Below are 19,193 nucleotides of genomic sequence, written 5' to 3'. Positions count from 1 at the left end.
CCGCATGCGGCCGCGCGAATTCAAGCACCGGTTCAATCACTGATTGACACGAGAAACCGGCCGGAACGCCGCGCGGGCCCTGTCGAGTGCCCGCGTGCGGCTTCCGGGTCCTGCGTGGACACCGTCTCGCTCGACTCCGCTTGCCGGACGAGGCGGGCGATCGACGCGATGCCGGACCTCAACCACCGCGGCGGTCGGGGATCGCCCTGATGGCCAGAAAACCGGTGGGTTCCCGTTGCAGGCGTTCGTAGCGTTCCCGGTCGAGCTCGGCGGCGGCCGGTTCCGGCCTCGGCTCCCGGAGCCGTTCGATGAGGAAGCCCGCCTCGTGCAGTTCCTCGCACGTGCGCTCCAGTGGGCTGAGCCAGTACCGCACCCGCCAGCCCCGGCTCCACACCTCTTCCACCACGCGGTCGGCGAAGTAGCTCCCACCGTGGCGAAGCCAATCGCCCGTCGGGTGCATTCGCGAGAGCACCAGCGCACCGCCGGGTCGCAGCACCCGGCGGAACTCCCGCAGCGCCGCGACCCGGTCGTCGAGGTACTCCACGGCGAGCGCGAACAACACCAAGTCCATCGAGTCGTCGGCCAGCCAGCGCAGCGGCTCGGCGAGGTCGTGCACCCTGAAGTCGGCGCCTGGCACCCGCGCGCGGGCCAGCTCGACCATGCGGGCGCTCTGGTCACAACCGTTGACCGTGGCACCGCGGCGCACGAGCTCCTCGGCGTAGAACCCCGGCCCGCACGCCGCGTCGAGCACCGCTTTCCCCGCCACGTCGCCGAGCAACCGCAGGCACGCGGGGCGGTCGTACCACGCGTTGTGGAAGCTGTCACCGGCGTGGTCGGCGAAGTCGTCGGCGAAGAGTTCGTACTGCGGCTCGCGGCCTACGGCGTCGGTCACCGCTCCAGCATGGCGTAGACGATGATGTTGTCGAGATAGCGCCGGTCGGCGGTGTCGAACTCGCCGCCGCAGGTGATGAGCCGCAGCTCCGCGCCGGGCGTGTCTCCATACACGACCTCGGTGGGGAAGGCGTCCTTGGCGTGGCGCTCCAGGCGGGTCGTGACGAACACGGCCGTGGTCCCGTCGGACCGGTCGACGTGGATGCGTTGTCCCGGTTCGAGTTCGGCGATCCGGAAGAACACCGCGGGGCCCTGGTAGGAGTCGACGTGGCCGGCGATCACGGCGGGTCCGCGTTCACCCGGTTCTGGGCCGCCCCGCCACCATCCCGTGCCCTCGTTGGTGTCAGGGGCCGGCAGGACGTTGTCCTCACCGACGTCGAGTGGCGCGACCGGCGCGTCGACGCCGATGTCGGGGATGCGCAGCCGCACCGGCGCGGCGGCCTGGACGTCTGGTTGCGCACTCGCCGCGGACGGGGCGCTCTCGGCCGTGGTGACCTCGCCCCGGGGCGGGAGGGCCGGGCCGCACGCGGTGAGCAGTGCGAACAGTGCCACGGTGGTGGCCGCGCGCCGGGCGCGACCACCACCTCTCGGCTGGAGGTCAGCAGGCATGGCGGAGGCGGGTCAGCCGCGGCCGCCGGTCGCGAGCCTGCGGACGAACAGCACACCGCCCGCGGTGGCCAGCGCCGTGCCTCCGACGAGGGCGATCGGCAGGATCGGGTCGTCGGCGACGGTGCCGCCGTTCCCGGCCTCGACGCCGCCGCTGGGCGCCGGGGCGTCATCGTCGTCCGCCGCGCCGCCGAAGCCGGTTTCCACGCCGCCGCTGGGCGCGGCGTCGTCGTCCGCGCCGCCGACGCCGCCGACGCCGCCGACGCCGTCGTCACCACCGCGAACGCCGCCGGCCGCACCGTCATCGGCGTCGTCATCGCCAGGCGCGCCGCTGCCCGAGCGGTCGTCCGCGTCGTCATCGCGGCCGTCGTCGCCGCGGCCGTCGTCGTCGCGGCCGTCGTCGCCGTTGTCGTCGCCACCGGGGCCGTCATCATCCGACTGGTAGGCGGCGGGCGCGCCATCCGGCGTCGCCGGGGCGGCGAGGGCGGGAGCAGCGGCTCCGAGTACCACACCACCGCCGAGCACCACGGCCAGCAGGAGTCTCCGCACAGAGCTGGACATGTCGAGAACCTTTCGGGGAACGCGATTCCCGGCGGGAACCGCGGGGGAGGCGCGATGTCCCGGGTCGAGGCATCGCGGACCGGTTCAACCGGTCGGCCCGAAGTCTCGTGGCGGTGCCATGGTCCTTCGATGAAACCGACGTGAAAGACTCTTCACGTAACGCGCGGCGGCGCTTGCGGTCCCCGGTAGGAGAGCGTCTGGCTGTAGACCACGTTGGTGGTGGTGCTGCCGAACGCCGCCAGCTCGTCGACCAGCTGCTCCAGATGCGGCATGGAGGACGCCGCGACCTTGAGGGTGTAGCAGTCGTCGCCGGTGGTGCGCAGGCACTCCAGGATCTCCGTACGCTGCCGCAGCAACCGGTGCAGCGGCTCGTGTTTGCGGCCCGGGTACTTGAGCCGCACCACGGCGAGCACCGCGTAGCCGACGCTCGCCAGGTCCACCTCGGCGCGGTAGCCCGTGATCACCCCGGCGTGCTCCAGCCGCTTGACGCGTTCGGTGGTGGCCGACGCGCTCAGGCTGACCCGCCGGGCCAGCTCGGTGAGCGGCAGCCGGCCGTCGCGCTGGAGTTCGGTCAGGATCGACCAGTCCGTCGCGTCGAGACTCTCGGCCATCGGGTCAATCTACCGGCAGATCCACGGCGGCAAGTGGGTAATGCCGGGAGAACTCGGTTCCCGGTTTGCCGCCGTGTGCCTAGCCTGAGGTCATGCGACTCGGCGTCAACGTCCTCAACTTCGGTCCTGGCACCGATCCGGGCGTGCTCCGTCAATGGGCGCGCACGGTCGAGGGGCTCGGCTTCGACCTGCTGATGGTCTCCGACCACGTCGCGGTCACTCCCGATGTGGCCGCGCAGTACCCGGCGCCGTTCTTCGAGCCGTTCACCACCCTGTCCTGGCTGGCCGGCGTCACCGACCGCGTGCGACTCGGGACGACCGTGCTGGTCGCCCCGTACCGGCACCCGCTGCTGACAGCGCGCATGGCGGCGAACCTCAACGACCTCAGCGGCGGCCGGTTCGTGCTCGGCGTCGGGGTCGGCTGGGCCCGGCAGGAGTACCAGGCGCTCGGCGTGCCCTTCGAGCGGCGCGGCGCGCTCACCGACGACATGCTGCGCGTGGTGCGGGACGCGTGGGCGAACGAGTCCGACTACCGCGCGCGCGACATCCCGGTGTGGGTGGGCGGCAACAGCGCCGCGGGCCGCCGCCGCGCGGTCCGGTTCGGCGACGCGTGGCATCCGTTGCGGTTCGAGTCGGGCTGGCTGCACGGGTCCGTGGACCGGCTCAAGGCCGATGCCGACGCAATGGGACGCCCGGTGCCCGCGCTCGCGCCCCGGATCGTGCTGCGCCTCACCGACGCGCCGCTGACCGCGCCGGGCCGGCTCGCCGGTGAGGGCAGCATCGAGCAGATCACCGGCGACCTGGAGGAACTGCGGCTGCTCGGCTCCGACACCGTCGTGCTCGACCCGTTCGGCGGCGACCCCGCCGAGACGCACCACCCCGAGCGCGCCTGGCAGGCGCTGGCGGCCGTGGCCGCCCACTGGAACCCGAGGGGGACGCCGTGACCCACGATGACCACTTCCTGCGCAGGGCGATCGCGCTCGCCGCGAAGGCGCGCGCGTCGGGCGAGGCGCCGTTCGGCTCCCTGCTCGTCGGCCCCGGTGGCGACATCCTCGCCGAGGCGTGGAACACCGTGCTCGGCGACCGCGACATCAGCGCCCACCCGGAGCTGAAGCTGGCGAGATGGGCGGCGCGGGAGCTGGACCGGGACACCGCGGCGGGCACGACCCTCTACACCAGCTGCCAGCCGTGCGGCATGTGCGCGGGTGCGCTCGCCCGTTCCGGCGTTGGCCGTGTCGTGTTCGCGCTGTCGGGGGAGCAGCTGGCGAGCCTGCAGCCGCCCGGCACCGGGTTCCCCGCCGTGCCGCAGGACGGGCCCGCGCTGTTCGACGAGGCGCGGGTTCCCGTGGAGGGCTACTACTGACAATCGCTGACGATGTGCTCAGCGGTGCCGCAACGACGCCAGCAGCTCGCGCGCGACCTCGCGCAGCTTCGTGTTGCGGACCTGCGACTCGTGGGCCAGCAGGAGGAACGCCTCGTCGGCGGAGCAGCCGTGCAGGGCCATCAGCACACCCTTGGCCTGCTCGATGTCGGCGCGCGAGACGAGTCCGAACTCGAGCTGCTCGACCTGGCGGCGGGAGCGCTGCCAGCGGCGGGCGTCGCAGATCGCCGCCGAGGCCGCCACGGTGAACACCCGCATGAGGGTCTCGTCGAAGGGGTCGAACGCGGTCTCGTCGCCGCTGTAGAGGTTCAGCGAGCCCCGCATCGGCTCGTCGTCGGCGGCCACCACGAGCGGCACCGACAGCGCCGCCCGCAGTCCGGCACACCACGCGGCCTCGGCGAACTCGGGCCACGGCTCGGGCCTCGGCCCTGCGACGGCGCGGACCGCGGAGCGGGTGGTCGCTGCCTGAACGCACGGGCCCCGGCCGGCCACGTACTGGACGTGCTCGATCTCGGTGATGTCGTCGGCCGTGGACGCGGCCGTGCTGAGGTGCCCGCCGTCGAGCAGTGTGACGCTCGCGTGCTGGGCGTCGGGAACGGCGGCCACCGCCCCCGCGGTGACCCGGCACAGCCCGCGCTCCAACGGCTCGGCCGCGCTCATCTCGTCGTGCAACAGACGGAGGGCGGTGGCGACTTCGTCGAGCTGGACCAGCTGCTCGGGGCCCTGGTGTGTGGTGCCCACCCGCTAGGTGTACACCGTCGCGTGCCCGGCGGGAAGACTCTCGTCCCCCGGCGTCGGCGCGTAGGCTGAACGGCATGTGCCGCAACATCACCGTACTTCGCGGGCTCGAGCCGTCGGCGACGCCTGAGGAGATCGAGGCCGCCGCCCGGCAGTACGTTCGGAAGGTCAGTGGCGTGCAGTCCGTTTCGGACGCGACGCGCGAGCCGTTCGAGCGGGCCGTCACCGAGATCGCCGAGATCACCACGCGGTTGCTCGCCGAGCTGCCCGCCCGGCGCAACCCGCCGCCGACGGTGCCGCCGCTGCGCAGGCCCGAGGTGCGCGCGAGGATCGCCGCGAAGTCCCAGGGTTGAGCGCCAGCCCCGCAGGAGATCTCCCCATGCCGGATCCTTCCGCGCCGGCTGGCGCGGCCACCACCGAGGGCGACTTCCGTACCCGGCTGCGGGCCGACTGCGCGAGCTGCTTCGGGCTGTGTTGTGTCGTGCCCGCCTTCTCGGCGTCGGCCGACTTCGCCGTCGACAAGCCCGCGCGCACACCGTGCCGGAACCTGCTCGCCGACTTCGGCTGCGGGATCCACGACCGATTGCGGGACAAGGGCTTTCCCGGCTGCACGGTGTACGACTGCTTCGGCGCGGGCCAGCAGGTCTGCCAGGTCACCTTCGCCGGCACGGACTGGCGCGGCGCGCCAGAGACCGCGGAGGGGATGTTCACCGTCTTCCCCGTGATGCGCGAGCTGCACGAGCTGCTGTGGTACGTCAACGAGGCGCTGACCCTGCGGGCGGCGCGCCCGGCACACCCCGAGCTCACGGCCGCGCGCGAGGAGACCGAGCGGCTCACCCTGCTGGGGCCGGACGCGCTCGCCGAGCTCGACGTGCGCCCGCACTGGCAGTCGGTGAACGCCGTGCTGTCGCGCGTGAGCGAGCTGGTGCGACGCGGGGTGCGGCGGCCGGCCGAGCTGCGCGGTGCCGACCTGATCGGCCGTGACTTCCACAAGGCCGACCTGCGGGGCGCGAACCTGCGGGGCGCGTTCCTGATCGGTGCCGATCTCCGCCGCGCCGACCTGCGCCTGGCCGACGTCGTGGGCGCCGACACGCGCGGCGCGGATCTGCGGGGCGCCGACCTGAGCACGAGCCTGTTCCTGATCCAGTCCCAGCTCGACGCGGCGAGGGGAGACGGCACCACGAAGCTGCCCCCGGCGCTGGCGCGCCCGGCGCACTGGGCGTCCTGACGGTTCAGCCCAGCTCGGCGAGCCTTCGCCGCAGCAGCGCCCGCTCGGCCTCGTTCGCGGTGCGGTCGAGGGCGGTCTCGTACGCCCGGGCCGCCTCGCCGGTCCGGCCGAGCCTCCTGAGCAGGTCGGCCCGGATGGCGTGGAACAGGTGGTAGCGGTGGAGCTTCAGGTCGTCGACGAGGGCGAGCGCGGCGCCGGGTCCTTCCACCTCGGCCACCGCGACCGCGCGGTTCAGCGCTACCACCGGGGTCGGCACGATCGCCAGCAGCTTGTCGTACAGCCGCATGATCTGGCGCCAGTCGGTCGCGGCGGCGCTCGGGGCGTCGCTGTGGACGGCGTTGATGGCGGCCTGGATCTGGTAGGGGCCGGGCCGGTTGCGGCGCAGGCACTGCCGGACCAGAGCCTGGCCTTCGGCGACGAGCGCCCGGTCCCAGCGACTCCGGTCCTGCTCGGCCAGCAGCACCAGCTCGCCGTTCGGGCCGGTTCGCGCCCCGCGGCGGGACTCGCTGAGCAGCAGCAGCGCGAGCAGGCCCAGTGTCTCGGGCTCGTCGGGCATGAGCTCCGCGAGCAGCCTGGCGAGGCGCACCGCCTCCAGGCACAGGTCCTCACGGGCGAGCACGTCGCCCTCGCTGGCGGTGTGCCCCTCGTTGTAGATCAGATACACCACGGCGAGCACGCCGGCTAGCCGCTCGGGCAGGTCGGCCTCGTGCGGCACGCGGTAGGGGATGCCCGCGTCGCGGATCTTCGCCTTCGCGCGCACGATCCGCTGGGCCATGGTGGGTTCGGGCACCAGGAACGCGCGGGCGATCTCGGCGGTGGTGAGCCCGCCGAGCAGCCGTAGCGTCAGCGCCACCCGTGCGGTCATCGCGAGCGCGGGGTGGCAGCAGGTGAAGAGCAGGCGGAGCCGTTCGTCGCGCACGGGCCCCTCCTCGGCTGGCTCGTCCCGGGAGTACAGCAGCGCGGCCTGCGCATGCCGGTCCTCGCGGGAGGACTCCCGGCGCAGGCGGTCGATCGTGCGGTTGCGGGCGGTGGTGATGAGCCAGCCTGCCGGGCTGGGCGGCAGTCCCGACTCCGGCCAGGCCCGCAGCGCCGCGGCGAACGCGTCCTGGACCGCCTCCTCGGCGAGGTCGAGGTCGCCGAAGACGCGGACCAGGACCGACACGGCCCGGCCGTACTCCTCGCGGAAGATCCTCTCGATGTCCGCGGTGGACGGCTCCGTCATCCCGTTCGGTTCCCGGACTCGTCCTGGAACGGTCGCACCTCGACGGGCAGTGTGGTCGCCTTCGCGAGCCTGCGGCCCCAGTCCAGCGCCGAGTCCAGGTTGTCGGCACTGATGATCGTGAAGCCGCCGAGGTGCTCCTTGCCTTCGGCGAACGGACCGTCGGTGGTGAGCACGTCGTCGCCGTCGGCGCGCAGGACGGTCGCCGACTCGGGAGCGTGCAGGCCACCGGCGAAGATCCACGCTCCGGCGGCCCGCAGCTCCTGGTTGAGTTGCTCGACGTCGCGCATCACTCCGGCCAGGAAGCCTGGATCAGGCATGTCGCCGGTGGGCTGGTAGATGCTGAGCAGGTACTGCTTCATGCCGCGTCTCCTCGGACGACGGCCGGCGGGCTGCCGGCCTCTCACCCTCTGTACGAACGGCCCGAGGCCGGATCGACAGCGTGGCCGGGGAGAGCAGTATCTCAGTCGTACCTGATCACGCCGCGCAGGTTCTTGCCCTCCTGCAGATCCGTGAACGCCTGGTTGATGTCCTCCAGGTCGTAGGTCTTCGTCACCAGCTCGTCGAGCATGAGCTTGCCGTCGCGGTACAGGTCGAGCAGCGCCGGCACGTCGTTGCGTGAGTTGGTGCTGCCGTAGAGGCAGCCCTGGAGGCGCTTGCCGGACATGGCGAAGGTGAACAGGTCGAAGTCCACGTCGCGCTGGGTGACCGGGGCGGCCGCGGTGAGCACCATGACACCGCCCCGGCGGGTCAGCTCCTGCGCCTGGTTCATCAGGTTTCCGTAGGCGACCCCGACGGTGACGATCACGCGGTCGGCGCCCTGGCCGTCGGTCATGCGCTCGACCAGCTGGGCGGCCTCGGCGTAGTCGCTGACGGCGTGGGTGGCGCCGAAGCGCAGAGCGGACTCGCGCTTGTACTCGACCGGGTCGATGGCGATGATGTTGCGCGCTCCCTTGTGCCGGGCGCCCTGCACCGCGTTGATGCCGACGCCGCCCGTGCCGACCACCACGACGGTGTCGTTCAGCTGCATGTCGGCGGCGTACACGGAGGAGCCCCAGCCCGTGGGGACGCCGCAGCCGATGAGGGCGGCCTTGTCGAGCGGGATGTCGCGGTCGATCCTGATCGTGGCGTCGAGGGGCGCGCACACATACGGGCTGAACGTGCCGAGGTAGGACATGCAGCCGACGCCCTTGCCCCTGGCGTGCACGCGGTGGCTGCCGTCCGGGGCCGTCCCGGCGAGCACGCCGGAGCCGAGTGCGCACATGTTGCTGCGGCCACCGACGCACATCTTGCACTTGCCGCACGAGGGGAGGAACGACAGGACCACGTGGTCGCCCACCTCGACGTCGGTGACGCCGGGCCCGACCTCGGTGATGACGCCCGCGCCCTCGTGGCCGCCGAGGATGGGGGCCCACGGCAGCGGGATCACGCCGTCGTCGAGGTGGTGATCGCTGTGGCAGATGCCCGAGGCGGCGAGCTTGACCAGGACCTCGCGTTCCCTGGGCGGGTCGATCTCGATCTCCTCCACGCTCCATCCGGAGTTGGTCCCCGGCTCCCACAGCAGCGCACCCTTGGTCTTCATCTCGTCTCCCGTCGCTCCAACGCCGGTGTTGGCCTGATAATGGTTATACTAGATCTGCGCCCTGTCAACCGGCCGCCGACGCGTGAGCGACGTCCGGGTTGCGTGTCGTCGCTGTGCCACCAATCTCATCGCTTCGCGCACAACGACTGACTCTGGTCCGTGACGAACAGCCCGAGTTCCCGCGCGCCGACATGCGGATTCCGCTCAGCACAGGCGTTTCCGGCTGCGGCTGTTGGCATCGCCACATGTCCGGAAAGGATTAGCGCGGTCTTCTCGGGGTAGCGTGAGCGGCCGCTCGGTCACCGTCGATCGCGAACCTGTCCGTCTTCCGGTGCGCGACGGTGCTTTTCCGGCGCACCACTGTCCAAAGGGGAAAGAAGTTGCGGCGAGAGCTGCCGCCGATGCTGCGCGCCCTCGGCAACCACAACTACCGGCTGTGGGCCACCGCCGACCTCATCTCGGTGACCGGCACGTGGATGCAGGTGCTCGGCCTCAACTGGGTCGTGCTGGAGATGACCGGGTCGGCGACGTCGGTGGGCGCGTCGATCCTGCTGAGCACCCTGCCAGCGCTGCTGCTCGGCCCGTGGGCCGGTGCGCTGGCCGACCGGTTCTCGCCTCGGCGGATCGTGCTCATCGCCGAGTCCACCCACCTCCTGCTGGCGCTCGTGCTGGCCTACGTCGTGTGGCAGGGCCTGCCGATCGCCGCCGTCTACGCACTGACCGCGATGTCCGGACTCATCGGCACGTTCGGCGGTCCCGCGCTCGGGCGCTTCGCGAGCCAGGTGGTGCCGAGAGACGACCTCGGCAACGCGCTCGCGTGGAACTCGATCGTCAACTCCATCGGCCGCGTGCTGGGCATGAGCCTCGCCGGGCTGCTCGTGGCCACGGTCGGTGAGCCGGTGCTCTTCCTCGTCAACGCCGCGAGCTTCGTCGCCGTCATCGCCACGATCGCCGTCATGCGGACGGGGGAGTTCCACCCGCTGGAGGTCAGCGCGCCCGAGCACGCCGGGGTGCGGGCCGGGCTCGCTTACGTGCGCGGGCACCGGGTGCTGATCATCCTGTTCGCGCTCGGCTTCGTGCTCTCCGGACTCGGCCGCAACTACCAGGTCACCATGGCCGCGATGGCCGAGGGGCCGCTCGGGGCAGGCGCCGCCGGCTACGGCATGCTCTCGTCGGTCTTCGCGGTGGGCACGGTGCTCGGCGGTGTGGTCACGGCACGCATCCGCGAGCTGACGATCCCGGTGCTGCTCGCTGCCGCGGCGGCCACCAGCGTGCTCCAGGCGCTCAGCGGCTACCTGCCCGGGATCGCTGGCTTCGCGGCGATGATCCTGCCCATCGCCGCGGGCGCGGTGCTGATCGACACCGCGAAGAGCACGCGCCTCCAGCTGGACTCCGCCGACGGCATGCGGGGCCGCGTGCTCGCGATCCAGGGCACGGTCGCCGCGGGGGCCGGGGCGGTCGGCGCGCCGCTGCTCGGCTGGCTGTGCGAGCGGCTCGGCCCCGCCGAGGCGCTGCTCGTGGCCGGGCTGGCGACCCTCGCCGCCACCGCCGCAGCGGCCGTGGCGTGGCGCTCGGCCACGCGCGTGCCGACAGGGCACGCCGCCCAGGTGGCGCCCGCGTTCGCGACGGCGGGCAGCTGACGCCCACCCGGCCGGGCGCGGGTGGCTCGACGGGAGCTCGGCCTCCCGCGCGGTGACGATCTTCCCGGCAGGCTCGCGCGTGCCCGGGTGCGTTCCCGGCCGAGCACGGCCTTCGCCATCCCGGCTGCGGCGGCGACTCGGCTCAGGTGCCCCGCAGGCGGTCGGCGGCCGCGTGCAGCCGGTCCAGCGCGGCGGGCTCGTCGAGGCGGCCCGCGACGAACAGCACGCACGCGCTCGCGACGCGGCCCGCGCGCAGCCGGACGGGAACGGCGAGCGAGCTGATACCGGGCACCACCTCCCCGCTGGTGCGCACGTGGCCGAGGTCGCGGGCGAGCGTCACCTCGGGTCGTTCGGTGGGTCGCGGTGGCTGTGCGGCGAGGATCGCCAGGCCGGGCGCACCGCGCGTGAGCGGGTGCCGCACCCCGGGCCGGTAGGACACCGGGGCCGCGGCCGCGGGCGGCTCCACTGTCACCAGCGTCAGCGCGTCGTCGCCGTGCGGCACCGCGAGGAACGCCGTGGTGCCGGTCGCGTCCGCGACCGTGCTCAGCTCCGCGTGCGCCATGGCCTGCAGGTCGGAGTGCACCGCGGAGGCGACGGTGAGGACCGCGAGCCCCACCTCGTACCGGCCTGCCTGGTCCCGGCGCAGGTAGCCGCGTGCCTCCAGCGTGCACAGCACGCGGTAGGCGATGGAGCGGTGCAGGCCCGTCGCCTCGCCGACCTGGGCCGCCGTGCACGGCGCGTGCGCGGCGACGGCCTCCAGCACCGACAGGCCACGCTCCAGTGTCTGCAGTCCGGACACCGCGGTCTTCTTGCCCTCCGCCACAGCCGCGCTCGCCTCCCGCCCGGGGTTGTGCGCCCGCCGGGCGCGTCGTACGGTGTGCTCGCTCAGAGAACGACTTGCTCGATAATAGAGCAACTGATGGGAAACGTGCGGTGGCAACGGTCGGCATCGTCGGTGCGGGGGTCGCGGGGCTCCATCTCGGCCTCGCGCTGCGTGCCGCCGACGTCGACGTGACGCTCTACGCCGAGCGCCCCATTGAGGACCTCGCCGACGCAAGGCTGCTCAACACCGTCGCCCACCACCACCCGATGCTGGAACGTGAGCGGGCACTCGGCGTGCACCACTGGCCTGCCGACCGGTACGGCTACGGGGCCCACCACCACTACCTCGGCGGGGCCGCGCCGGTGCGCTTCACCGGCCACTTCACGAACCCGTCCTGCGCCGTCGACCATCGCCTCTACCTGCCCCGGCTCGCCGCCGACCTGGCCGAGCGCGGAGCGAAGCCGGAGGTCGCCGACATCGGTCCGCGTGACCTCGCCGCGCTCGGCAGGCAGCACGACCTGGTCGTGGTGGCCTCGGGCCGTGGCGCGCTGAGCGGCCTGTTCGCCCGCAGGCCCGAGCACTGCCCGCACGACGCCCCGCGCAGATTGCTGTGCGCGGGGCTCTACACCGGCGTACGCGCGCCCGAGCCCGCCGGGGTCGGCATGAGCATCGCGCCCGGCCACGGCGAACTGCTGGAGATCCCCATCCTCAGCAGACACGGCCCAGTGACGGCACTGCTGCTGGAGAACGTGCCGGACGGCGACCTCGCGGGCCTCGCGAGCCTGCCCTACGACGACGATCCCGCCCGGTTCCACCGCGCCGTGCTCGACGCACTCGCCACGCACCACCCGGCGACCCGCGAACGCGTCGACGAGCGCGCGTTCTCCCTGACCCATCCGCTGGACCTGCTGCAGGGCGGCGTCATTCCGGCCGTGCGCGAGGACTACCTGCCGCTCGGCGACGACACGTTCGCCCTCGCCCTCGGCGACGCCCACGTGGTGGTGGACCCGGTGATGGGACAGGGCGCCAACCTCGCCGCCTACAGCGCGGCCGTCGTCGCCGCCGAGATCGCCGCCGACACCGTCTACGACGAGCAGTTCTGCCGCCGGGTAGCGCGCGCGAGAGAGGAGGTCCTGCTCGCCGGCTCGGCGTGGACCAACCTCATGCTCGACCCGCCGGCCCGCATTCCAGAGCTGCTCCGCGCGCTCGCGGACGACCAGCGCCGCGCCGACGAGTTCACCACCAACTTCGACCACCCGGACCGGCAATGGCGACTGCTCGCGACGTCACGCCGGCAAGAGGAGTTCCTCACCCGGGACCGAGCACAAGGAGATCGGAGGACGACGTGGTCCATCCAGCGATCGGCAGAGCCCTACTGAACAGCACGGTGTTGAGCACCGACGAGGTGGCGGGCGACGAGAGCGTCGACTACTGGCGCCACGTCATCTCCGACGCGTTCGTGCCACTCGACGCCGTCGCGCAGGCGCCCGCGTTCCACGGTGAGGTGCGCATCGACCGGCTCGGCGCACTGCTGGTGTCCAAAGTGGATGCCGAGCCGCATCGGGTCCGGCGCACCAGGCCCATGATCGCGCGCAGCGAGCGCGGCTACTACAAGCTCGGGCTACAGCTGACCGGCAGCTGCCTGCTCGTGCAGGACGGGCAGGAGGCGCTGCTATCACCGGGGGACTTCGCGCTCTACGACACCGACCGGCCCTACACGCTCGCCTTTCCCGAGGCCACCACGATGGCGGTGTTCATGTTCCCGCGCGAGCGGCTGCGCCTTACCGGCGGGGGAGAGCGGCACGTGCTCGCTCGCCGCATCGCCCGCGACGACGAGACCGGCTCGCTGCTCGCCCCGCTGTTCCTGCGGCTGCTCGGCAGGCTCGGCGGCACCGCACCGGGCGCCACGCTGTCACTGGCCGACGCGGTGCTGGACCTGCTGTCGGCGCTGCTGTCCGAACGGTTCGAGGCGCGGCCCGAGGTGCCGCACGCCGCGCTCGTGGCACGGGCGAAGGCGTTCGTCGACGAGCACCTCGGCGACCCGGCCCTTTGCCCGGACGCGGTGGCGGCCGCGGTGCACGTGTCCACGCGGTACCTGCAGAAGCTCTTCGCCGAGGAGGGCGAGGGCGTGGCGAGCTGGATTCGCACCCGCAGGCTCGAACAGTGCCGCCGCGACCTCGCACTGCCCGGCACGCTCGCCAAACCGGTGAGCGCGGTCGGTGCCGCGTGGGGCCTGCCCGACGCCGCGCACTTCAGCCGCGCGTTCAAGGCCGCGTACGGGCTGAGCCCGCGCGAGTTCCGGGCCAGGGCGCTCGCCGGTACGTGAATCGTCAAGAGCCGTTCGCCTCAGGCAAAGACCGGGCACGGGGACGGTTGCCAGGCTGGGCACATGAACGTGACAGGGCAACTGCTGATCGGCGGCCAGTGGGTCGACGCGGCCGGCGGCGGGCGGTTCGAGACCACCGACCCGGCGACCGCTCGCCCGCTCGGCACCGTCGCCGACGCCGGCCAGGCCGATGTGGACAGTGCCGTCGCGGCGGCGAGAACGGCGTTCGCCTCGGGTCCGTGGCCTGAGCTGACCCCGGCCGCGCGGGCCAGGATCCTGTGGCGCGTCGGCGACCTGATCGACCAGCACGCCGCCGAGCTGGCCGAGCTGGAGTGCCGCGACCAGGGCCAGCCCATCGGCATCGCGAGGAACGTGTCGGTGGCCGCCGCGGCGGAGCACTTCCGCTACTACGCGGGCTGGGTCACCAAGATCGAGGGCGAGACCTCGCCGGTCTCGATTCCCGGCGTGCTCCAGTACACGCGCCGCGAGCCGATCGGCGTGTGCGCGCTGATCACGCCGTGGAACTTCCCGCTGATGATCGCGTCGTGGAAGCTCGCGCCCGCGCTCGCGTGCGGCAACACCGTCGTGCTCAAGCCCGCCGAGCAGACACCGCTGACCACGCTGCGGCTGGCCGAGCTGATGGTCGAGGCCGGTGTGCCCGCCGGGGTGCTCAACGTGCTCACCGGCGGCCCCGCGACCGGCAAGGCGCTGGTGGCCCACCCGGGCGTCGACAAGGTCTCCTTCACCGGCTCCACCGACGTCGGCCGCGAGATCGTGCGCGCGTCGGCCGGCAACCTCAAGCGCGTCTCACTCGAGCTGGGCGGCAAGGCGCCCGTGGTGGTGCTGCCCGACGCCGACCTCGACGCCGCCGTGGAGGGCTGCCTGCAGGGCGGGTTCCTCAACGCCGGCCAGGTGTGCGCCGCCTACACCCGCTTCTACGTTCACGCGTCCGTGGTCGACGAGTTCTCCCAGCGGCTCGGCAAGGCCGCCGACGCGCTGGTCGTCGGCCCCGGCCTCGACCCGGCTACCCAGGTCGGCCCGCTCGTCTCGGCGGAGCACCTGTCCTCGGTGGACGCCCTGGTCCGGGGAGCCGCCGCCGAGGGCGCGCGGCTCGCGGCGGGCGGCGAGCTCGTCGGCTGTGACGGGCACTTCTACCGGCCCACGGTGCTCACCGGCGTCACCGACGACATGATCATCGCGCGGAAGGAGGTGTTCGGCCCCGTGCTGGCCGTACTACCGTTCGACGACCCCGACGAGGTGGTGGCCAGAGCCAACGACACCGAGTACGGCCTGGCCGCGTCGGTGTGGACGCGGGATGTCGGCGCCGCGCACTCGCTGGCCGCGGCCATCCGCGCCGGGACCGTGTTCGTCAACATGCCCAACCCCGTCGACGCCGCCGCGCCGTGGGGCGGGTTCAAGGCCAGCGGCTGGGGCCGCGAGATGGGAAAGCACGCCATCGACCTGTACACCGAGATCAAGAGCGTCTGGACGCGACTGTGAGGAGAGCACGCACCATGCCGAACATCGGTATCGTCGGTGCCGGGATCGCCGGCCTGCAGCTTGGCCTGAAGCTCCGGCAGCACGACGTCCCGGTCACCATCTACACCGACAAGACCGCGGCCCAGCTCGCGAGCGGCAGGCTGCTCAACAGCGTGGCCCACCACGGCCCGACGATCCAGCGCGAGCGGGAGCTCGACGTCCACTTCTGGCCGGTCGAGGAGTACGGCTACTCCTGCCACCACCACTACGTCGGCGGCGAGACCCCGCTGTCCTGGCGAGGCGACTTCGAGCGGTGGTCCAGCGCCATCGACTACCGCCTCTACCTGCCCAAGCTCACCGAGGCGTTCGAGGAACGCGGCGGCAGGCTCGAGGTGCGCATGCTGCAGGCGGAGGACATCGAGCCCATCGCCGATCGACACGACCTGCTCGTCGTGGCGGCGGGCCGGGGCGCGTTCTCGGCGCTGTTTCCCCGCAGGCCGGAGTACAGCCCGTACGACAAGCCGCAGCGCGTGCTGTCGGTCGGCTGCTACAACGGCATCAGCTACTCCGAGCCCAAGGGCGTCACGATCAGCGTCTCGCCCGGTCACGGCGAGCTGCTGGAGATCCCGATGTACAGCGCGGCCGGGTTCACCACGGCGCTGCTGTTCGAGAACGTGCCGGGCGGCGAGCTGGAGATCCTCGGCCGGCAGTCCTACGACGAGGACCCGGCCGGCTACGAGCGCCTCGTGCTCGACCTGCTGGCCAAGCACCACCCGCAGACCTTCGAGCGCGTCGACCCGGCGAGCTTCGGGCTGACCGGCCCGCTCGACATCCTGCAGGGCGCGCTGGTCCCGACCGTGCGGCAGGACTACGCGGCGCTGCCGAACGGCAAGTACGCGCTCGCGATCGGCGACGTGCACACCGTCGTGGACCCCGTGGTGGGCCAGGGCGCCAACTCGGCGTCGCACTCGGCGTGGGTGACCGGTGAGGAGATCCTGGCCGACTACGCGCTCGACGAGGAGTTCTGCAGGCGGGTCGCCGCGCGCAGGGCCGACGTCGTGCTGGGCGCGGCGCAGTGGACCAACCTCATGCTCGCGCCGCCACCGGAGCACCTGCTGCAGCTTTTCGGCGCGATGAGCCAGGACCAGGCGGTCGCCGACGAGTTCACCGACAACTTCGACTACCCCGACCGGCAGTGGCGCATCCTCGCCACCCCGGAGCGCACCCGCGAGTTCCTCGCCCGCCACGCCAAGGCCTGACCGGCCCGAGAGGAGAACACCAGCATGTACCGCCTCACCGTGCTGTACCCGCCGCCCGCCGACCCGGACCACTTCCGGGAGTACTACGTCAACACCCACCTCCCGCTGGCCGCGAAGCTGCCCGGTCTGCGCGCGATGCGCTACAGCCTCGACGTGCAGGCCGCCGGTGGCGGGGAAAGCCCGTACTTCGCCGTCTTCGAGGCCGACTTCGATTCCGCGGAGGCCATGGCGGCCGCGCTGTCCTCCGAGGAGGGCCGGGCCGTCAACGCCGACGTCCCCAACTACGCCACCGGCGGGGCGCAGGTGATCCACTACGCGCCCGTGGCGGGCACGTGATCGCGGAGCCGCGCCCCGCGCTCACCGACCCGCGTCACTTCCGCGGCGCGCTGGGCCGCTTCGCCACCGGCGTCACCGTGATCACCACCGTGCCGCCGGATGGCGGCGTGCACGGGATGACCGCCAACGGGTTCCTGTCTGTCTCGCTCGACCCGCCGCTCGTGCTCGTGTCGCTCGGCAGGTGCACGATGGCCGAGCACCTGCACCGGGGCGACCGCTACGGCGTCACGGTGCTCTCCGCGGAGCAGGAGGAGGTGTCCCGCCACTTCGGCGGCAGGCCGCGACCCGGCCTGGTGGTGGACTTCCAGTGGCGCGGGGAGCACGCGTTCGTGCCCGGCGGGCTCGCGGAGATCGGCTGCCGGATCGTCGATCGCCATCCGGCGGGCGACCACGTGCTGTTCATCGGCGAGGTGGAGCACCTGGAGTACCGGGACGGCAGCCCGCTGCTGTTCTACACGGGCGGCTACCGGGCGCTGCACGCCGGGCTCACGGAGGACGTGTTCTTCTACTGAGCGTTTATCGATGGGCGCGCTTGGGTTAACAAGGACGCGTGAGCGACAACCCTCAGGGGCGGTGGCCTGCCCACTGGCCGGTGCAGCCGATCTCCCGCACGCGCTGGGCCCGGCAGCGGCCGACGGTCGGGCAGGCCGACCCCGCCATCATCCAGGCGGCCGCCGACCGGGCACAGGCCCGCCCGTCGGGCAACTGGTTCCCGTTCGCGGCCGCCGACGCGGTCAGGTCCGACCGTCCGTTCGGCACGCGCGTCGCGGGCCGGGAGCTGGTCGCGTGGCGGGACGGGACCGGGCGGCTCGTGGTCGGCCCCGGTGCCTGCCCGCATCTCGGCGCGCCGCTGGCGCAGGGCCGGGTGGTGTGCGGCGAGGTCGTGTGCCGCTGGCACGGCCTCGCGGTGCCGTCCGGCGGCGGGCGGGGCTGGCAGCCCCTGCCCGCGCACGACGACGGTGTGCTCGCGTGGGTGCGGCTCGACGCGGAGGGCGGGGAACCGCCGACCCCCCGGCCAGTGCTGCCCGCGCGGCCGGAACTGTCGGGTGCGCTCTCCGCGGTGGCCCGGCTGGAGGGCGTGTGCGAGCCGTGCGACGTCGTGGCCAACCGCCTCGATCCGTGGCATGGCGCGTGGTTCCACCCGTACTCGTTCACCCGTCTGGCGGTGGTGCGCGCCCCGGAGCCCGACGCGGTCGACGGTGCCGACCGATTCCTGGTGGACGTGACGTTCCGCGTGGGCGGGCGGTTCGGCGTTCCGGTGCGTGCGGAGTTCACCGCGCCGGAACCGAGGACCGTCGTGATGCGGATCGTCTCGGGAGAGGGCGAGGGCAGCGTGGTCGAGACCCATGCGACCCCGCTGGGCCCCGGCGCCGACGGCAGGCCGCGCACGGCGGTGTTGGAGGCGACGGTGGCGACGTCGCCGCGCACCGGGTTCGCGGTGGCGCGCTCGCTGGCCCCACTGGTGCGGCCGATGATGCGCCGGGTCGCGACCCGGCTGTGGCGAGACGATCTCGCCTACGCCGAGCGCCGCTACGCCCTGCGCACCGGCTCGGTCTAACGAGCGGCGAGCGCGTCCAGCAGGCGCTTGACGGAGTTGCCGAGGTTCCAGCGCTCGGCGAGCTCGGCCACCCGGCCGGGATCGGCCGGCCCGTCGGGGACCCGGTCGTCGCGCGACTGCACCACCGGCGCGTCCTGGGCCACCCGCACGACGGTCGGCGCCACAGCCAGGTAGTCCGCCGCCTCGTTCAGCCGGGTCCGCGTCTTCAGCGGCAGCTCCGGGCTTTCCCTTCGCGCGGCCTCCACCAGCGCGTCGAGCGAGCCGAACTGGGTGATCAGCTTGGCCGCGGTCTTCTCCCCGATGCCGGCGACGCCCGGCAGCCCGTCCGAGGGGTCGCCCCGCAGCATCGACATGTCCGCGTACGCGGGGCCGGCGTGCTCGGCGGGCACGCCGTAGCGCGCGCCGACCTCGGCGGGACCCAGCACCTCGGCCTTGGCCCAGCCCTTGCCGACGTAGATCACCGACGTCGGGGTCGGCTCGGTGCGCACGAGCTGGAACAGGTCGCGGTCGCCGGTGATCACCTCGACCGGGTCGGTGGCCTCACGTGTGGCGAGCGTGCCGATCACGTCGTCGGCCTCGAAGCCCTCGGCTTCGGCGGTCGCCAGCCCCACCGCCTCCAGCAGGTCCAGGATGATCGGCACCTGAGGGGTCAGCGTGTCCGGCACCTCCTCCACGTCCACCCCCGCCTCGGCGACCTCGGCCACGCGGTGCGCCTTGTAGCTCGGCAGCGCGTCGACCCGGAACTGCGGCCGCCAGTCGGCGTCGAGGCAGGCGACCAGCCGCGAGGGGCGCCGGTCGACGATGATCCGCGCGATCGTGTCCGCGAAGCCGCGGACGGCGTTGACGGGAGTGCCGTCGGGCGCGGTCATCGTGTCCGGCAGCGCGTAGAACGAACGGAAGTACAGGCTTGCCGCGTCGAGCAGCGCCAAAGGAGCGGTCGTCACCCGCACAGCGT

At 72.8% G+C, this 19,193-nt stretch carries 22 protein-coding genes; 12 read left to right on the top strand and 10 right to left on the bottom strand.

Translation table 11 applies throughout. The features are described 5' to 3' along the window. Positions 1 to 178 precede the first annotated feature (178 nt). From DI005_RS15345 to DI005_RS15330, 4 genes are all read right to left on the bottom strand, one after another. On the bottom strand, positions 179 to 892 hold the full coding sequence (locus tag DI005_RS15345; RefSeq protein WP_113642590.1) for a class I SAM-dependent methyltransferase: 714 nt from the start codon (positions 890 to 892) through the stop codon (positions 179 to 181). Continuing rightward, entirely contained in the window at positions 889 to 1,500 is a 612-nt protein-coding gene (locus tag DI005_RS15340) for a class F sortase (protein ID WP_112270371.1), read from the bottom strand. The genes DI005_RS15345 and DI005_RS15340 overlap by 4 nt, the downstream gene beginning before the upstream one ends. A 12-nt stretch (positions 1,501 to 1,512) precedes the next feature. Next, positions 1,513 to 2,058: a hypothetical protein gene (locus tag DI005_RS15335; RefSeq protein WP_113642588.1), complete on the bottom strand. Its 546-nt coding sequence runs from the start codon at positions 2,056 to 2,058 to the stop codon at positions 1,513 to 1,515. Positions 2,059 to 2,210: 152 nt separating this feature from the next. Beyond that, entirely contained in the window at positions 2,211 to 2,669 is a 459-nt protein-coding gene (locus tag DI005_RS15330) for an Lrp/AsnC family transcriptional regulator (RefSeq protein WP_112270375.1), read from the bottom strand. 92 nt (positions 2,670 to 2,761) lie between these two features. Here DI005_RS15330 and DI005_RS15325 point away from each other — a divergent pair, with 92 nt between their 5' ends. Both DI005_RS15325 and DI005_RS15320 read left to right on the top strand, forming a co-directional pair. Beyond that, complete coding sequence (locus tag DI005_RS15325) at positions 2,762 to 3,613, top strand: LLM class flavin-dependent oxidoreductase (RefSeq protein ID WP_112270377.1); 852 nt, start codon at positions 2,762 to 2,764, stop codon at positions 3,611 to 3,613. Continuing rightward, positions 3,610 to 4,032 (top strand): nucleoside deaminase, encoded by a 423-nt coding sequence (locus DI005_RS15320; protein ID WP_113642586.1) that lies wholly within the window; start codon positions 3,610 to 3,612, stop codon positions 4,030 to 4,032. Before DI005_RS15325 ends, DI005_RS15320 begins: the two co-directional genes overlap by 4 nt. An 18-nt stretch (positions 4,033 to 4,050) precedes the next feature. Here DI005_RS15320 and DI005_RS15315 read toward each other — a convergent pair whose 3' ends face one another. After that, entirely contained in the window at positions 4,051 to 4,791 is a 741-nt protein-coding gene (locus tag DI005_RS15315) for an ANTAR domain-containing response regulator (RefSeq protein ID WP_228713787.1), read from the bottom strand. Positions 4,792 to 4,865: 74 nt separating this feature from the next. On the opposite strand from DI005_RS15315, the gene DI005_RS15310 reads away from it, so the two are divergent. Together DI005_RS15310 and DI005_RS15305 are read left to right on the top strand one after the other, a co-directional pair. Beyond that, positions 4,866 to 5,141, top strand: a complete 276-nt coding sequence (locus DI005_RS15310; protein ID WP_112270381.1) for a DUF2277 domain-containing protein — start codon at positions 4,866 to 4,868, stop codon at positions 5,139 to 5,141. Between the two features lie 26 nt (positions 5,142 to 5,167). Continuing rightward, positions 5,168 to 6,016 carry a pentapeptide repeat-containing protein gene (locus DI005_RS15305; protein ID WP_113642584.1) on the top strand — a complete coding sequence of 283 codons (849 nt, stop codon included), beginning with the start codon at positions 5,168 to 5,170 and terminating at the stop codon, positions 6,014 to 6,016. A gap of 4 nt (positions 6,017 to 6,020) precedes the next feature. Here DI005_RS15305 and DI005_RS15300 read toward each other — a convergent pair whose 3' ends face one another. From DI005_RS15300 to DI005_RS15290, 3 genes are all read right to left on the bottom strand, one after another. Then, a complete protein-coding gene (locus DI005_RS15300; RefSeq protein ID WP_113642582.1) occupies positions 6,021 to 7,238 on the bottom strand; it encodes an RNA polymerase sigma factor in 1,218 nt (405 codons plus the stop codon). Further along, the gene (locus DI005_RS15295; protein WP_113642581.1) at positions 7,235 to 7,597 is read right to left on the bottom strand and encodes a YciI family protein; all 363 of its coding nucleotides are present in this window, start codon (positions 7,595 to 7,597) and stop codon (positions 7,235 to 7,237) included. The genes DI005_RS15300 and DI005_RS15295 overlap by 4 nt, the downstream gene beginning before the upstream one ends. Positions 7,598 to 7,698: 101 nt before the next feature. Beyond that, a complete protein-coding gene (locus tag DI005_RS15290; RefSeq protein WP_113642579.1) occupies positions 7,699 to 8,817 on the bottom strand; it encodes an NDMA-dependent alcohol dehydrogenase in 1,119 nt (372 codons plus the stop codon). A gap of 380 nt (positions 8,818 to 9,197) precedes the next feature. Between DI005_RS15290 and DI005_RS15285 the strand changes: the two genes are divergently transcribed. Continuing rightward, positions 9,198 to 10,457 carry an MFS transporter gene (locus DI005_RS15285; protein WP_228713785.1) on the top strand — a complete coding sequence of 420 codons (1,260 nt, stop codon included), beginning with the start codon at positions 9,198 to 9,200 and terminating at the stop codon, positions 10,455 to 10,457. A gap of 142 nt (positions 10,458 to 10,599) precedes the next feature. Here DI005_RS15285 and DI005_RS15280 read toward each other — a convergent pair whose 3' ends face one another. After that, positions 10,600 to 11,256 carry an IclR family transcriptional regulator gene (locus DI005_RS15280; RefSeq protein ID WP_233520148.1) on the bottom strand — a complete coding sequence of 219 codons (657 nt, stop codon included), beginning with the start codon at positions 11,254 to 11,256 and terminating at the stop codon, positions 10,600 to 10,602. Positions 11,257 to 11,390: 134 nt separating this feature from the next. Here DI005_RS15280 and DI005_RS15275 point away from each other — a divergent pair, with 134 nt between their 5' ends. The 7 genes from DI005_RS15275 (at position 11,391) to DI005_RS15245 (ending at position 18,238) form a co-directional block, all read left to right on the top strand. Then, positions 11,391 to 12,659 (top strand): styrene monooxygenase/indole monooxygenase family protein, encoded by a 1,269-nt coding sequence (locus tag DI005_RS15275; protein WP_113642575.1) that lies wholly within the window; start codon positions 11,391 to 11,393, stop codon positions 12,657 to 12,659. Between the two features lie 8 nt (positions 12,660 to 12,667). After that, positions 12,668 to 13,606, top strand: a complete 939-nt coding sequence (locus tag DI005_RS15270; protein WP_233520147.1) for a helix-turn-helix domain-containing protein — start codon at positions 12,668 to 12,670, stop codon at positions 13,604 to 13,606. A gap of 63 nt (positions 13,607 to 13,669) precedes the next feature. After that, complete coding sequence (locus DI005_RS15265) at positions 13,670 to 15,106, top strand: aldehyde dehydrogenase (protein WP_113642571.1); 1,437 nt, start codon at positions 13,670 to 13,672, stop codon at positions 15,104 to 15,106. A 14-nt stretch (positions 15,107 to 15,120) separates the two neighbouring features. Then, positions 15,121 to 16,344, top strand: a complete 1,224-nt coding sequence (locus DI005_RS15260) for a styrene monooxygenase/indole monooxygenase family protein (protein WP_113642570.1) — start codon at positions 15,121 to 15,123, stop codon at positions 16,342 to 16,344. 24 nt (positions 16,345 to 16,368) lie between these two features. Then, positions 16,369 to 16,680 (top strand): EthD family reductase, encoded by a 312-nt coding sequence (locus tag DI005_RS15255; RefSeq protein ID WP_112270403.1) that lies wholly within the window; start codon positions 16,369 to 16,371, stop codon positions 16,678 to 16,680. Continuing rightward, positions 16,677 to 17,192, top strand: coding sequence for a flavin reductase family protein (locus DI005_RS15250; RefSeq protein ID WP_113642568.1), 516 nt, complete (start codon positions 16,677 to 16,679; stop codon positions 17,190 to 17,192). The genes DI005_RS15255 and DI005_RS15250 overlap by 4 nt, the downstream gene beginning before the upstream one ends. 38 nt (positions 17,193 to 17,230) lie before the next feature. Continuing rightward, a complete protein-coding gene (locus tag DI005_RS15245) occupies positions 17,231 to 18,238 on the top strand; it encodes a DUF5914 domain-containing protein (RefSeq protein WP_112270407.1) in 1,008 nt (335 codons plus the stop codon). On the opposite strand, the gene DI005_RS15240 is transcribed toward DI005_RS15245, so the two are convergent. Then, positions 18,235 to 19,182 carry a 5'-3' exonuclease gene (locus DI005_RS15240; RefSeq protein ID WP_228713780.1) on the bottom strand — a complete coding sequence of 316 codons (948 nt, stop codon included), beginning with the start codon at positions 19,180 to 19,182 and terminating at the stop codon, positions 18,235 to 18,237. The two genes, DI005_RS15245 and DI005_RS15240, sit on opposite strands and share 4 nt — an antisense overlap. Positions 19,183 to 19,193: the final 11 nt, after the last annotated feature.

The organism is Prauserella sp. PE36, from assembly GCF_003311655.1.
Classification (GTDB): domain Bacteria; phylum Actinomycetota; class Actinomycetes; order Mycobacteriales; family Pseudonocardiaceae; genus Prauserella_A; species Prauserella_A endophytica.
This window is presented reverse-complemented; position numbering and strand designations above follow the sequence as displayed.